Genomic DNA, 14,204 nt, shown 5'->3' with positions numbered 1-14,204 from the left:
AATCTAAAAAATAGTATCTGTTAACTGTGTGGAATGATTTGGATAATCAGTTGTATAATGCAGTCCCCTGCTTTCCTTTCTGACCATAGCCGCTTTAATCACTAAAAAAGCTACCTGTATTACGTTTCTAAGTTCACAAAGTTTCACCGAAACTTTATTGGCTTTATAAAATTCTTCTGTTTCCTCATGGAGTAAAAAAAGCCTTCTCATTGCCCTCTCCAGGCGGAAATCTGAGCGTACAATACCTACATAATCGCTCATAAGTTTTTGTGTTTCCCTAAGGTTGTGGGTCACCAAAATATCCTCATTGGACTGTGTTACCCCTTTTGCATTCCATTCGGGTATATTCTCAGGTATGACATTGTCTTTAAATGCTTTAACGGCATCTTCATATATTCTGTGGGCAAACACCGGCGCTTCCAGAAGGGAGTTTGAGGCCAGTCTGTTTGCCCCATGCAAACCTGTTGAAGAGCATTCGCCGCAGGCATACAGATTTTTAATAGAAGATCTGCCATACTCATCTACCATAATGCCCCCACACATATAATGTGCTGCGGGTGTAACGGGGATCAGGTCCTTTGTCATGTCAATGCCAATAGATAAACACTTGGCATATATATTAGGAAAATGTGCTAAAATATCAGATTTTTTCCTGTTCCTGATATCAAGGTAAACAAAATCATCTCCTGATTTCTTCATTTCCGCATCTATTGCACGGGCTACTATATCACGCGAAGCCAGAGAGCCCCGTTTGTCATACTCGTACATAAATTCTTCTCCATTCTTACGTCTCAGCACGCCTCCAAACCCCCTTACCGCTTCCGAAATTAAAAAAGCCGGATATTCACCGGGGTGATACAAAGCTGTAGGATGGAACTGTATAAACTCCATATTCCTAACTTTTCCTTTTGCACGATATACCATAGCCATTCCGTCGCCTGTGGCAATTACAGGGTTTGTAGTACTTGAATAGATATGTCCCGCCCCTCCGGAAGCCATGATAGTCACATTCGCCAATATCTTTTCCACATCGTTACACTCTGTATTAAAGGCATATATACCATAACAGTTGATATCTTCAGAACTCTTATCCACATGCTGGCCCAGGTGGTGCTGGGTAATCAGCTCCAGGCAAAAGTAATGTGTTAATATCTCTATATTCTTATTCTGATGGATTTGCTTTAGCAATACACTCTCAATTTCATAGCCGGTAACATCCTTATAGTGCAAAACACGGTGTTCTGAGTGCCCACCCTCTTTAGCCAGATCATAAACACCTGTTCTGTCCTTATCAAAATTTATCCCGTAATCTATAATCTCCTGTATTCGCTGGGGCCCTTCTTTTACTACAATCTCTACTATGTTTTTATCACACAGGCCATCACCGGCAATCAGTGTGTCTTCAATATGTTTTTCAAAAGAATCATGCTTATCTACCACAACAGCTACCCCACCCTGTGCATATTTAGTATTTGACTCATCTTCATTTGATTTGGTAACAATTAGTACTTTACCGTGCCTGGCCGCCTTTAAGGCAAAACTTAAACCGGCAATTCCAGATCCGATTACTAAAAAATCTACTTTTCTCATTTCTGTGCTGTTGTATTTCAATATATTAGATACACCTCTTGTCTTCTATCAGCCAATTTAACCCTTTCAACATATTTAAAATATACGAATTATCAGGCTTTGTTAACAACGTTAATATAATTGTTAATTACATGTCTAAATAAAAAGAACAAATATTTTTGAATGTTTAAAGCTAACCTAAAAAGCTAATTTGCCACAATATTTTATTTATTTTTAAGCAGCATCACCTAGTTTATCCACTTTTTTTGCAGCCACTAACAATACACATATTTATATGGATAAAAAAATGGGCTTAAAAATATCTCACTGTAAATCAGCCTTTATTTTAAATGAAAATGTAATCTAAATGTTAGTAAATTATTAATAACTCATATAATCGAACAGAAAAAGGATATTTATGCACAGTATCCACATGATAATAAACAATAGAAATCTATTTATATTAAATTAATTATAATTTATTGAAGTGTGGAAACTCCGTACATTTACAAAAGTTAAAATAAACTCATTCTGATGAAAACGGAAACTTTAGAGGAATTAAACAGAAAAGGTTTTATAGAAGAAAGCATTGATCCTACCCTAGATCTCTTTGAGGAAATTGAAAGATTAAAAAAGGAAAAAAATGCCATCATACTGGCTCATTATTATCAAGAACCTGATATTCAGGATATAGCAGATTATATAGGGGATAGTTTAGGCCTTTCACAGGAAGCTGCAAAAACAGAAGCCGATGTAATTGTGTTTGCTGGGGTACATTTTATGGCAGAAACAGCCAAAATACTTTCTCCTGAAAAAAAAGTATTACTGCCGGATTTAAAAGCAGGTTGTTCACTGGCCGACAGTTGTCCGCCTCACTTGTTCAGAAAATTTAAAGAGAAATACCCTGATCATCTGGTCATTACTTATGTAAACTGTACAGCAGAACTGAAGGCTTTGAGCGACATTGTCTGTACTTCAACAAATGCCGTTCAGATTGTTGAAAGTTTACCTAAGGATCAGAAGATCATATTCGGACCAGATAAGAATTTAGGGGCCTGGGTGGCCAAAAAAACCGGCCGCGATATGGTCTTGTGGAACGGGGCCTGTATGGTACATGAGATATTTTCAAGAGAAAAGATTACCAAACTGAAGGAACGTCATCCGCAGGCCAGGTTTATAGCGCATCCCGAATGTGAAGATGCGGTATTGAAAATGGCAGATTATATAGGTTCTACTACTGGTTTATTGAAATATACCATCAATAATGACGCAAAGGAATTTATTGTAGCTACCGAAAGTGGAATTATCCACCAGATGGAAAAGGCCAATCCGGATAAAACTTTTATTCCTGCACCTCCAAATAACAGCTGTGCCTGCAACGATTGCCCTTATATGAAAAGAAATACACTGGAAAAGCTGTATTTATGCATTAAAAATGGCTTACCGGAGGTTACAGTGCCTGCCAATATTATTGTACAGGCCCGTAAACCGATTGAAAGAATGCTGGAAATATCGGCAAAGCTTGGCTTGTAATGTGATTGTTAACAGCAGATAACGCTGTTGGGTACTGCACATGGATGTGGATAACCTGTTAATTGACTGTAAAAGAAGAAAATAATGTTTGAAAATAAAGAACGCACGGATATAGCAGAATTGCGAGAATTTGGCCTGATTAAACACCTGACTGATCATTTTAAAATTAGACATGAAAGTAGCATAAAGGGCATTGGTGATGATGCTGCTGTATTAAATTTTGGAAATAAAGAAGTTTTGGTTTCTACAGACCTGTTACTGGAAGGTATCCATTTTGACCTGGCTTATGTACCGCTCATGCACCTGGGCTACAAGGCTATACAGGTTAACCTGAGCGATATTTATGCCATGAACGGCATTGCCAGTCAGGTAACGGTTTCGATTGGTTTATCCAGTAAATTTCCGCTGGAAGCGGTAGAAGAAATTTATAAAGGGATAGCGCTGGCCTGCGATAAATTCAATATAGACCTGGTGGGTGGTGATACTTCATCCAGCAAACAGGGACTGGTGATCAGCGTAACCAGTATCGGCTATGCGGATAAAAAAGAAGTAGTGTATAGAAATGGGGCACAGGAAGGTGATCTTTTATGCGTTTCAGGTGATTTAGGGGGTGCTTATGTAGGCCTGCAAATCCTGGAAAGGGAAAAACAGATATTTTTAGAAAATCCTGCTATTCAGCCTGATCTGGAAGGTAAGGATTATATTATAGAGCGTCAACTTAAACCTGAGGGAAGAAGGGACATTGTTGATTTGCTTGCGCAGATGGATATTGTGCCAACCTCTATGATCGATGTTTCGGATGGCCTGGCCTCTGAAGTGATGCACCTTTGTCAGCAATCCGAAAAAGGAGTGACTTTGTACGAAGAAAAACTGCCTATTGACCCGATGACCTATGAAACTGCGCGGGAACTTGGGCTTGACCCAACCGTATGTGCTTTAAATGGCGGTGAAGATTATGAGTTGCTGTTTACCATAAAACAAGCCGATTATGATAAACTGAAACACGATGTGGACATCAGTATCATCGGACACATAACAGATAAAAATTCGGGCTGTAAAATGATATCCAAATCCAATGTGGTACACGAACTGAAGGCCCAGGGCTGGAATGCCTTTAAACTATAAACCCTCTTCTTCAGGTAAAACAGAATCTAAAAATTTGGTGTCAATCTGCTTTGTTGCTTTGGCACCTAATTTTTTTATCTTTTCTGAGGTATTGGACAGGTTCCCAGTACCTGTCGATAACTTGTTAATGGCCTTATCATAAGCATCCTGGCTCAGTTTAATGTTCCGGCCTATACTTTCCATATCGGTTAAAAAACCTACAAATTTATCGTACATACTTCCACTTAAACGGGCTATTTCCAACACGTTCCTGTTTTGTCTTTCCTGTTTCCAGATGCTGGCAATGGTACGTAAGGTAGCCAGTAAGGTAGAAGGGCTTACCAATACAACTTTACGGTCCCAGGCATAATTAAAAAGTTCGGCATCCTGTTGTACAGCAATACCAAAAGAAGATTCAATAGGAATAAAAAGCAATACAAAATCAGGTGAATTGATCTGATAAAGCTCCTGGTAGTTCTTTCCTGACAAACCCTGGATATGTGTTTTTATAGAAATTAAATGCTGTTTGAGCTGTATTTCCTTTTCTTCATCTTTATCTGCTGTTACCAATCGCTCGTAAGCTACTAAAGAGACCTTGGCATCAACGATAATGTGTTTATCATCCGGAAGGTCAATAATTACATCCGGCTGCATCCTGGAGCCTTCAGACGAGCTTAAACTGCTTTGTATCCTGTATTCCCTATCCTTGGTTAAACCGGAGCGCTCCAGGACACGTTCCAGTATCACTTCTCCCCAGTTGCCCTGTTTTTTACTGTCGCCTTTAAGGGCCCTGGTTAAATTGCCGGCCTCTTCCTGGATCTGTTTACTCTGGTCCATCAGCTGTGCAATTACCCCTTTTAAAATGTTGCGTTCATCAGATTCGGCTTTATACACTTTTTCAACTTTGTCTTCAAAAGCTTTGATGTTTTCTTTAAGGGGATTTAAAATGATATCGAGGTTTGCCTTGTTTTGCAGGGTAAATTTTTCCGATTTTTCGTCCAGTATTTTACCGGCAATATTTTCAAATTCCAGTTTAAAGCGTTGCTGAAGTTCCGCTATAGATTTTTCTTGTTCAGCATACCTTTCCCTCTGGGCCATTAAATTTTCTTCTGCCTTGATCACTTTGCTGCGTTCTGCAATAAAATTCTGACGAAGATCGTTCAGTTCATCTTCCAGCTTTTGTTTTTCGTCCCTTAACCAATTTAAGGATTTTTGGTGTTCTGTTTCTTTTAGTTCTAAAAGCAGCAACTCAGTATTATGGGCAGCGGGCTTTTTAAACAATAAAAAGAGAAGACTGGCCAGAATGATGATCAATAAAACTATTCCTGTTATTTCCATACTAATATTGTTATCAAATGTCATGATAATAAGTAATTTTTGCAAAAGAAAATAGTATTTGGTTTAAAAGCATTGCTGCTCAGTTTATACTACAAATCAGAAAGCATTCTGCTTTAATTACATTAGGTTGTTGGATATCCAGGGCCTTTTTTGGTTTAAAGATAAATTAGGAACGCTTTTTGATTAAACAATTGTGGAAAAAACATTCTTAAAGAAATGGGAACTTATTTTGTTTTGATAATCCCGATACTGATAATTAGCATGTTTGTGCAGTGGCGTTTTAGAAACAGATTTTCTAAATATGCAGAGATGCAGTTAAATTCAGGGTTTTCGGGAAAAGAGGTGGCTGAGAAAATGCTGCAGGATAATGGGATTTTTGATGTAAAAGTGATGAGCACAGACAAGGCCTTATCCGATCATTACAATCCTGAAGATAAGACAGTCAATTTAAGTACTGACGTATATTACGGAAGAAGCGTTGCGGCAGCTGCAGTGGCAGCACATGAATGTGGACATGCGGTACAACATGCCCGATCCTATCATTGGTTACAATTGAGATCAAATATGGTACCTGTAGTCAGCATCACTTCAAATTTGCTGCAATGGGTATTGATTGTTGGTGTATTGCTGATTGCTTTTACCTTTAACCCAATCGTATTGGGCATTGGTGTACTGGGTTTGGCCTTAATTACCATATTCAGCATCATTACTTTGCCGGTTGAATTTGATGCCAGCAAAAGGGCTTTATTGTGGTTAAAAAACAATAAAAGTGTGTTGTATACTACTGAAGAACATGTTCAAGCAAAAGATGCCCTTTGGTGGGCCGCTATGACTTATGTGGTTGCGGCAATGGGTGCCCTGGCCAATCTGTTTTACTATGCTTCTATTCTTTTTGGCAGGAATAAATAGGCACTTAATTTAAGCGGTAAGGTACAATCAATTCAAATTCGGGAATATCTACAATAAAGTCCCTGTCATCGGCAATCCGGTACATCAGGTAATTACCACTCATGGTACCCATATCCGTGTTTAAATTACAGCCTGATACATAAGAATGGCTGGCCCCAGGTTCTATTACGGGTTGTTCACCAACAACGCCCTCACCTTCTACTTCTCTTTGTGTACCATTAGAGTCAAATATAAACCACTGCCTTCTTTTAAGCTGTACGGCATAGTCGGTCAGGTTTTCAATTGTAATGCGGTAAGCAAACATAAAATGTGCGTTAGCCGGATTAGAATGTTCTTCCTGGTAAGTTGTTTCAACTGAAATCTTAACGCCTAATGTAATAGCTGTAACCATTTTAACTTATATTTAATAAATAGTTTTCAAAAATCAAGCCATTTCACTGGCCGGGTAAATATGTTGATATTTTTCAGCTATTTCATCTAAAATACTGTGAATAGTATCTATATTTTCTTCTTTAACCAATTGCATCCTGTAGCTTTTAAAATCGGGTATGCCTTTAAAATAATTGGCATAATGACGCCTCATTTCAAATATACCAACTCTTGGTCCTTTCCAGGCAATGGATTTTTCAAAATGTGTACGGCATACGGAAACCCTTTCTTCTATGCTCGGACCCGCCAGGGTTTCCCCTGTATTAAAGAAATGTCTGATCTCTCTGAATATCCAGGGATACCCAATGGCGGCCCTGCCGATCATGATGCCATCTACCTCATATTCCAGGCGCCAGTCGGCCGCTTTCCTGATGCTGTCCACATCCCCGTTTCCAAAAATCGGGATTTTTATCCTGGGGTTCCTTTTGATCTGACGGATCAGTGTCCAGTCGGCTTCTCCCTTATACAATTGTGCCCTGGTACGGCCATGAATGGTTAAAGCCTGGATACCTATATCCTGCAAACGTTCTGCCACCTCTTCCACATTTTTGGTATTGTCGTCCCAACCCAGCCTTGTTTTAACCGTTACAGGTAAATGTGTGGCTTTTACAACGGCTTCAGTCATCCGTACCATTTTATCGATATCCTGGAGCAAACTGGCACCAGCGCCCCTGCAGGCTACGTTTTTAACCGGACAGCCATAGTTGATGTCCATTAAATCAGGCCCAGCCAACGTAGCAATTTCAGTAGCCTCACGCATGTGGTCTATTTCGCTGCCAAAAATCTGTATGCCTATTGGTCTTTCATATTCAAAGATATCCAGCTTTGCCCTGCTTTTAGCCGCGTCCCTGATCAGTCCTTCCGATGAAATAAACTCTGTATACATCATATCCACCCCACTTTGTTTACATACAAAACGGAAAGGCGGATCGCTTACATCCTCCATCGGTGCAAGCAATAAGGGAAATTCTCCCAGATCAATATTTCCTATCTTTACGGACATTTTTCTATCTTCAACCCAAAATTCAGGGTACAAAGGTACGAAACTTAGCTAAAATTTACATAAATGGGTTCTATAGAAGAAATTAAAGAAGAGAACAGCCCCTTTGTACAGCTGTTGATGTTGTGCTTTTATGCTTTTTTAGGCCTGTTTGTATTTTTAGCTATAGGTTTTGCAGTGATCTATTTGAAATATGGCGGGAGCCTGCTGCAAAATATGGACTGGCTGAGTAGTACTGAAGCAAGTTACTTGCCCGCACAGAGAATACTGATAACAGCCCAGCAAATCGGTTTATTTTTAGTGCCCGCCCTGCTGCTTGCTAAAATTGAAGGCGGCCGAATCAATGGTTTTTATGGATTTAAAAGACCTGATGCAGGGCTGTTGTTGCTGGTATTGCTGATGATGGCTGGTGCCCTGCCCTTGCTGGAATGGGTGACCCAGTTGAACCAGAAAATGAGCTTTCCTGCCGCTTTAAAAGGTGTAGAAAACTGGATGAAAGCAGCGGAGGACCAGGGTATGAAAATGACCATTGCCTTATTAAAAATGGAGAATATAGGGATGTTCCTGTTGAATATAGGAATGATTGCCCTGCTACCGGCTGTGGCTGAAGAACTGATGTTCAGGGCAGGCCTGCAGCGTATTTTTGGCAGAATGTTTAACAATCCACACCTGGCGATCTGGTTTTCAGCTTTTGTATTCAGTGCCATACATATGCAGTTTTACGGGTTTTTACCCCGATTGCTGCTGGGGGCAACATTTGGGTATATCTATTTCTGGAGCGGCAGCTTATGGTATGCCATATTTGGACATTTTTTAAATAATGCCTATGCTGTATGCGCAGCATGGTATATGCAAAAAAACAATATACCTTTGTCGGAGGCCGATAAAACGATGGACATTGCCTGGTATGGTTATGTGATCAGTGCCGGATTGACCTTTTTGCTGTTCCGATATTTTAAAAAACAAACTCAATGAAGACAAGAGCAATAACTGCTTTCTTTTTTACCATTGTAATGTTAGGTTCTATATTTTTAGGGGCCTATACCTTTACTTTTTTTTACCTCATTTTAAGTCTTGCCGCTTTATTTGAATTCTTTGGCATGATTAAGACTGCAGGCATCCGTCCGCACAGAAATATTGCGCTGGTTGCAGCAGCACTTATTTTTTTGATGACGGCAGGCTATCACTTACTACAATTTGAAACTAAGTTCATGCTGCTCATTGTACCCTTAATTTTCTCGGTATTCATCAGTGAGCTGTATAAAAAGGAAAAAATACCTTTTTCTAATATTTCCTACACATTTGTAGGGTTTATCTACGTTACAGCACCCTTTTGTTTCTTTTATTCCTTAGGTTTTATACAGGAAACAGCCACTTATAATTTTCATTTACCACTGGCTTTTTTATTGATGTTATGGGCCAGTGATACCGGAGCGTATCTGTTTGGGATGAAATTCGGAAAAACACGTTTGTTTGAACGCCATTCGCCTAAAAAATCATGGGAAGGCTTTTTTGGTGGTGTCTTTACCAGTGTGCTGGTGGCTTATTTAATTTCTTTATGCTTTACGGAGATCAGTCCATTCATATTTGGTGGAATGGCGGTCTTGATCGTCTGTTTCGGTACACTTGGAGATCTTGTGGAATCCATGCTTAAACGAAGTTTAAATGTAAAGGATTCCGGTAATATACTGCCAGGCCACGGAGGTTTTTTAGATCGCTTTGACGGACTTTTAATTGCTGCGCCGGTAGTTTATGCTTATCTGTACCTGATACTGAATTAACCACATTTTCTCCGTTTGGCTATACCTGTGTAAGCAATTAATTTTGCTTTAGGATAGATTCATATCACCTAAATAATAAATGCAATATAAGTCCAGGTTTTATAGTAAAAACATGGACTTGATATGGAATTGAGCCCTTATTTTCTCTTCTTTAAGGGTTCCAGAAGGTATTCCAGTCCGTTTAATTTGATTTCATAAAGTGTTGCGATCATCTCGCCCAGTTTTCCTGGCGGAAATCCTTCCTGATGAAACCAGACCAGGTAAGATTCTGGCAGGTCACAGATGATCCGGCCTTTATATTTGCCGAAAGGCATTTGCATGGTAACCAGGTCTTGTAACAGCTGTGGGTTCATCTTGATCTGTTTAATTGACCACCATTTCCAGCATTTCTACAGCTTCATCTATGGTATTGAGGTTGTCGAATGAAATGCGGAGTGAATCTTTAACTTCTTTAAGGTTGCATAAACGCGGGTGGATCTGTGCAAAATGCAATATTTTATTGAACATGGTAGAATCAAAAAAGGCAGATTGTTTGTCGGTAATGAAATAACCGCGCAATACACCTTTTTTGAAACTTATTTTTTCGAAAGCCAGTTTTTTGGCTATCCATTGCAGCCGCAATACATTCAACATGGTTTTTACCGGATGAGGAACAGGACCAAAACGGTCTTTTAAACTCAGTTCAAACGCCTTTAGCTGGTTTTCATCCTCAATTTTTGAAAGTTCGGTATAGAGGTTATACCTTTCGGTAATGTTGGTTACATAATCATCCGGAATATACAGCTCCAGGTCGGTATCCACTTGTGTAAAATTCACAAAGGGGCGTAAGGGCTCATCTTTAAACAGGTCTTTAAATTCATCTGTTTTCAGTTCCTGTATGGCCTCATCCAGTATTTTGTGGTACATCTCGAAACCTATTTCGGCAATGAAGCCACTTTGCTCAGCGCCTAAGAGGTTTCCGCTACCCCGGATGTCCAGATCCCTCATGGCAATGTTAAAACCGCTTCCAAGGTCTGAAAACTCTTCAATTGCACTCAGGCGTTTGCGGGCTTCCGAAGTAAGCGTACTTAAAGGCGGGCTAAGCAGGTAACAGAAGGCTTTTTTATTGGACCGGCCTACCCTGCCTCGCATTTGGTGCAGGTCGCTCAGGCCAAACATATGCGCATGGTTGATGATGATGGTGTTGGCATTTGGGATGTCAAGGCCGGCCTCGATAATGGTGGTGGCTACCAGGACATCCTTTTCTCCATTGATAAAATCGAGCATCACATCTTCCAGCTGATCGCCATCCAGTTGTCCGTGTGCAATACCAATACGGGCTTTTGGGACCAGCGTCTGGATTAATCCCCCCAGTTGAGGGAGGTCGTGCACCCTGTTATGGATAAAAAACACCTGTCCGCCCCTGTCCAGTTCAAACTGAACGGCTTTCTGGATCAGTTTATCGTTAAAAACATGTAATTCTGTATTTACAGCCTGCCGGTTTGGTGGCGGGGTACTCATGATGGAAAGGTCGCGGGCCCCCATTAAAGAGAAGTGCAGTGTTCTGGGTATGGGGGTTGCGGTAAGGGTTAAGGTATCTACATTTACCCTTAAAGCCCTTAATTTCTCTTTGGAAGATACCCCGAATTTCTGCTCCTCATCGATGATCATGATGCCCAGATCTTTAAACTTCACATCCTTACTGAGCAGGCGGTGCGTGCCAATGATGATATCTACTTTGCCTTCGGCCACTTTAGCCAGCGTTTCTTTGATCTGCTTGCTTGTTTTAAAGCGGTTGATGTAATCTACGGTGCAGGGAAAGTCCTTTAATCGACCGGTAAAAGTTTTAAAGTGCTGGAGGGCAAGAATGGTGGTTGGCACCAGTACGGCCGCCTGTTTGCCATTGGCAACCGCCTTAAAAGCAGCCCTGATGGCAATTTCCGTTTTACCGAAGCCCACATCACCACAAACCAGCCGGTCCATGGGATGTGGCGCTTCCATGTCCTTTTTTACATCGCTGGTTGCCTTTTCCTGATCGGGCGTATCTTCATAAATAAAGGAGGCTTCCAGCTCGGTTTCAAGATAGCCATCGGGCGCGAAAGCTGTTCCTACCTGCGATTTTCGCAGGGCATACAGCTTGATCAAGTCTCGGGCAATGTCCTTAACTTTTTTTTTAGTTGTTTTTTTGAGCTTATCCCAGGCCTCTGTGCCCAGTTTGTTCATTTTTGGAGCAGTACCATCTTTTCCACTGTATTTGGCAATGCGGTTAAGGGAGTTGATGTTGACATACAGCAGGTCGTTATCGGCATAGACCAGCCTGATCATTTCCTGGGTTTTACCGTTTACCTCTACCTTTTCCAAACCGGCATATTTACCTATCCCATGGTCTATATGGGTTACAAAATCGCCGGGCTTCAAGTCCCTCAGTTCTTTTAAGGTGATAGCCTGACTTCGCTGATAGCCTCTTTTGAGCTTATATTTATAGAAACGGTCGAAAATCTGATGATCGGTATAAAAGGCCACTTTCTGCCCCCCATCTACAAAACCCTCCCTGAGCGGGATATTTACCGGTGTAAATTTGACCGTTTTATCGATATCGTCCAGGATGGCATATAAACGTTCCGTTTGTTTAACTGAAGCGCTGAAAATAAAGTTATGCAGGCCCTGTTTTTCGTTTTCTTTAAGGTTGTGGATCAGCAGGCTGAAATCTTTGTTAAAAGAGGGTTGGGGTTTGATTTCGAACTGAAAAACCTGATCTGTTTTATAAAAGAACTGCTTTCCAAATTCTACAAGCGGAAAATCGTGGAACATATCGCCCATCATTTTCTCGTCTGTAAAAGCAAATTTAGGATCTATCCAGTCCTGGTTTTCCTGTTTTTCTTTTGCAGGCAGGGCTTTCCATAGTTCAACCGCTTTTTTATATCCACTTTTAACAATGTCCAAAGTGAATTCTACGTCCTTAAACCAAACCTGGGTATCCTTTTCAATGTAGTCGAGGATACTGATGTTGTTTTCGGTAAGGTATTTTGATTGTACATTGGGAATGATGGTCAGTGTTTTTACATCTTCAACGGAAAGCTGGCTTTCAATTTCAAAAGTACGGATACTTTCCACGATATCGCCAAAAAACTCGATGCGGTAAGGCAGGTCGTGCGAGAAGGAAAAGATATCGACGATACCGCCACGGATGGAAAACTGTCCGGGTTCATATACAAAATCTGTACGGTTAAAATCGTAGTCGATTAGAAACTCATTGATAAAATCGATGCCCAGTTTGGCATTTAAACTGATCTCCAGCGTGTTTTTTTCCAGCACGGTGCGGTCTATCACCTTTTCGGCCAGGGCCTCAGGATAGGAAACCACAATTTTGCCGTATTCTGACTGGTGGTTCAGTTCGTTCAGTACTTCGGCACGCGCCAGCACATTGGCGGTATCCACTTGTGTAAAATCAAAGGCTTTACGGAAGGAAGAAGGAAAGAGCAGTACCTCTTTATCGAGGATACTTTCCAGGTCGGCCAGAAAATAGGCCGCCTCTTCCCTATCGGGAAGTACAAATAGCTGGGGTTTATGTAACAGGAAATAGATGGCCACAGCAATTGTTGCATCGGCAGAACCTACTAGACCCTTTAGTTGAAGTTTAGTGCCTTTACCGGCGTTAAGTGCCTTTGCCAATGCTACAATACGCTCATCTGTCTTGTATCTGCTGATCAGGTCGCGAATATTCACCTTGCAAAGGTAAGATTTATGAAGGGCATTAAATGTAACAAAATTTCAACCAATTGATCTAAAATTAAAATTTATGCACAAAACGGGCTTTTGCAGGATGTTTGATGGAGAAGTGCCTATATTTAGCCATTAAGAGAAAATAAAATGAAAACGCTGAAGCATATCCCTTTTGAACTGATTTTCTGGATTGGGGCGATGATATTGCTGGCGACAGCAAATCCAGATAAGCATGGGGATGCGCAGCATTTTACGCTTTGTCCACTGGCCAATATGGGTTTCAGCTGGTGTCCCGGATGTGGCATAGGGCGTTCTATCACCCAGGTGTTCCATGGAAACTTTACAGAAAGTTTTGCCCATCACTGGTTTGGCGTTCCGGCTTTGCTGATTATATGTTGGCGGATCGGGGTTTTGATACGTACAAATTTGATAAACAATAAGTTATTAATTTAAAATACAAGGAGGAAAGCTATGTTTGATTCACCATTTATGTCGCTACCAGGCATTACGCCACAGGAATATTCGTACTTGCAAAGTGCAACTACCGGATTTAGCGAGCAACAGTTAAGGGGCTTTTTAATGATTTATAGAGGTAAAAGACGGAACCCTGATGATATGGTGCTGTACTGTATCCTTGGTTTTTTTGTACCGGGACTGCCCAGGTTTTTAGTGAACCAGATTGGTATGGGTATTTTGTATTTCTTTACAATCGGTTTGTGCTTTATAGGTACGATCATCGACCTGATCAACCATAAAAGCCTTGCCTATGAATACAACCAGCGGATGGTGTTTGAAAGTCTGCAAATGGTAAAAATGGGTAATTTACAGTAATTAAAATC

General features: G+C 40.7%; 13 protein-coding genes. 7 read left to right on the top strand and 6 right to left on the bottom strand.

Annotation, left to right across the window (positions count from 1 at the left end; all coding sequences use genetic code 11):
- Positions 1–3: 3 nt before the first annotated feature.
- Positions 4–1,590 carry an L-aspartate oxidase gene (gene nadB / locus HDC92_RS03915; protein ID WP_183872474.1) on the bottom strand — a complete coding sequence of 529 codons (1,587 nt, stop codon included), beginning with the start codon at positions 1,588–1,590 and terminating at the stop codon, positions 4–6.
- A 513-nt stretch (positions 1,591–2,103) separates the two neighbouring features.
- Here nadB and nadA point away from each other — a divergent pair.
- Both nadA and thiL read left to right on the top strand, forming a co-directional pair.
- Entirely contained in the window at positions 2,104–3,102 is a 999-nt protein-coding gene (gene nadA, locus HDC92_RS03910) for a quinolinate synthase NadA (protein ID WP_183872472.1), read from the top strand.
- Between the two features lie 84 nt (positions 3,103–3,186).
- Positions 3,187–4,227: a thiamine-phosphate kinase gene (thiL, locus tag HDC92_RS03905; protein WP_183872470.1), complete on the top strand. Its 1,041-nt coding sequence runs from the start codon at positions 3,187–3,189 to the stop codon at positions 4,225–4,227.
- On the opposite strand, the gene HDC92_RS03900 is transcribed toward thiL, so the two are convergent.
- The gene (locus HDC92_RS03900) at positions 4,222–5,544 is read right to left on the bottom strand and encodes a DNA recombination protein RmuC (RefSeq protein ID WP_183872468.1); all 1,323 of its coding nucleotides are present in this window, start codon (positions 5,542–5,544) and stop codon (positions 4,222–4,224) included. The genes thiL and HDC92_RS03900 overlap by 6 nt on opposite strands.
- Positions 5,545–5,760: 216 nt before the next feature.
- On the opposite strand from HDC92_RS03900, the gene HDC92_RS03895 reads away from it, so the two are divergent.
- On the top strand, positions 5,761–6,453 hold the full coding sequence (locus HDC92_RS03895) for a zinc metallopeptidase (RefSeq protein WP_012780196.1): 693 nt from the start codon (positions 5,761–5,763) through the stop codon (positions 6,451–6,453).
- Between the two features lie 4 nt (positions 6,454–6,457).
- Here HDC92_RS03895 and apaG read toward each other — a convergent pair whose 3' ends face one another.
- Entirely contained in the window at positions 6,458–6,844 is a 387-nt protein-coding gene (gene apaG, locus HDC92_RS03890) for a Co2+/Mg2+ efflux protein ApaG (RefSeq protein ID WP_012780197.1), read from the bottom strand.
- 33 nt (positions 6,845–6,877) lie between these two features.
- Positions 6,878–7,885, bottom strand: coding sequence for a tRNA dihydrouridine synthase DusB (gene dusB, locus HDC92_RS03885; protein WP_183872467.1), 1,008 nt, complete (start codon positions 7,883–7,885; stop codon positions 6,878–6,880).
- Between the two features lie 63 nt (positions 7,886–7,948).
- Between dusB and HDC92_RS03880 the strand changes: the two genes are divergently transcribed.
- Together HDC92_RS03880 and HDC92_RS03875 are read left to right on the top strand one after the other, a co-directional pair.
- Positions 7,949–8,857, top strand: coding sequence for a CPBP family intramembrane glutamic endopeptidase (locus tag HDC92_RS03880; RefSeq protein WP_183872465.1), 909 nt, complete (start codon positions 7,949–7,951; stop codon positions 8,855–8,857).
- Positions 8,854–9,663: a phosphatidate cytidylyltransferase gene (locus HDC92_RS03875; RefSeq protein ID WP_012780200.1), complete on the top strand. Its 810-nt coding sequence runs from the start codon at positions 8,854–8,856 to the stop codon at positions 9,661–9,663. Before HDC92_RS03880 ends, HDC92_RS03875 begins: the two co-directional genes overlap by 4 nt.
- Before the next feature lie 137 nt (positions 9,664–9,800).
- Here the strand turns inward: HDC92_RS03875 and HDC92_RS03870 are convergent, their stop codons facing one another.
- Together HDC92_RS03870 and mfd are read right to left on the bottom strand one after the other, a co-directional pair.
- A complete protein-coding gene (locus HDC92_RS03870) occupies positions 9,801–10,016 on the bottom strand; it encodes a DUF3820 family protein (RefSeq protein WP_012780201.1) in 216 nt (71 codons plus the stop codon).
- 10 nt (positions 10,017–10,026) lie between these two features.
- Complete coding sequence (gene mfd / locus HDC92_RS03865) at positions 10,027–13,368, bottom strand: transcription-repair coupling factor (protein ID WP_183872463.1); 3,342 nt, start codon at positions 13,366–13,368, stop codon at positions 10,027–10,029.
- Between the two features lie 144 nt (positions 13,369–13,512).
- Between mfd and HDC92_RS03860 the strand changes: the two genes are divergently transcribed.
- Both HDC92_RS03860 and HDC92_RS03855 read left to right on the top strand, forming a co-directional pair.
- Positions 13,513–13,818, top strand: coding sequence for a DUF2752 domain-containing protein (locus tag HDC92_RS03860; RefSeq protein ID WP_183872461.1), 306 nt, complete (start codon positions 13,513–13,515; stop codon positions 13,816–13,818).
- A gap of 18 nt (positions 13,819–13,836) precedes the next feature.
- Complete coding sequence (locus tag HDC92_RS03855) at positions 13,837–14,196, top strand: TM2 domain-containing protein (protein ID WP_183872459.1); 360 nt, start codon at positions 13,837–13,839, stop codon at positions 14,194–14,196.
- Positions 14,197–14,204 lie beyond the last annotated feature (8 nt).

This window comes from Pedobacter sp. AK017 (assembly GCF_014200825.1).
GTDB classification, from domain to species: Bacteria; Bacteroidota; Bacteroidia; order Sphingobacteriales; family Sphingobacteriaceae; genus Pedobacter; species Pedobacter heparinus.
This window is presented reverse-complemented; position numbering and strand designations above follow the sequence as displayed.

Excerpts from the sequence above, each read along its gene's own strand:
- nadB (WP_183872474.1), bottom strand. The coding sequence starts at position 1,590 with ATGAGAAAAGTAGATTTTTTAGTAATCGGATCTGGAATTGCCGGTTTA.
- HDC92_RS03870 (WP_012780201.1), bottom strand. The coding sequence starts at position 10,016 with ATGAACCCACAGCTGTTACAAGACCTGGTTACCATGCAAATGCCTTTC.
- HDC92_RS03875 (WP_012780200.1), top strand. The coding sequence starts at position 8,854 with ATGAAGACAAGAGCAATAACTGCTTTCTTTTTTACCATTGTAATGTTA.
- dusB (WP_183872467.1), bottom strand. The coding sequence starts at position 7,885 with ATGTCCGTAAAGATAGGAAATATTGATCTGGGAGAATTTCCCTTATTG.
- HDC92_RS03895 (WP_012780196.1), top strand. The coding sequence starts at position 5,761 with ATGGGAACTTATTTTGTTTTGATAATCCCGATACTGATAATTAGCATG.
- HDC92_RS03855 (WP_183872459.1), top strand. The coding sequence starts at position 13,837 with ATGTTTGATTCACCATTTATGTCGCTACCAGGCATTACGCCACAGGAA.
- HDC92_RS03880 (WP_183872465.1), top strand. The coding sequence starts at position 7,949 with ATGGGTTCTATAGAAGAAATTAAAGAAGAGAACAGCCCCTTTGTACAG.
- nadA (WP_183872472.1), top strand. The coding sequence starts at position 2,104 with ATGAAAACGGAAACTTTAGAGGAATTAAACAGAAAAGGTTTTATAGAA.
- apaG (WP_012780197.1), bottom strand. The coding sequence starts at position 6,844 with ATGGTTACAGCTATTACATTAGGCGTTAAGATTTCAGTTGAAACAACT.
- HDC92_RS03860 (WP_183872461.1), top strand. The coding sequence starts at position 13,513 with ATGAAAACGCTGAAGCATATCCCTTTTGAACTGATTTTCTGGATTGGG.
- HDC92_RS03900 (WP_183872468.1), bottom strand. The coding sequence starts at position 5,544 with ATGGAAATAACAGGAATAGTTTTATTGATCATCATTCTGGCCAGTCTT.
- thiL (WP_183872470.1), top strand. The coding sequence starts at position 3,187 with ATGTTTGAAAATAAAGAACGCACGGATATAGCAGAATTGCGAGAATTT.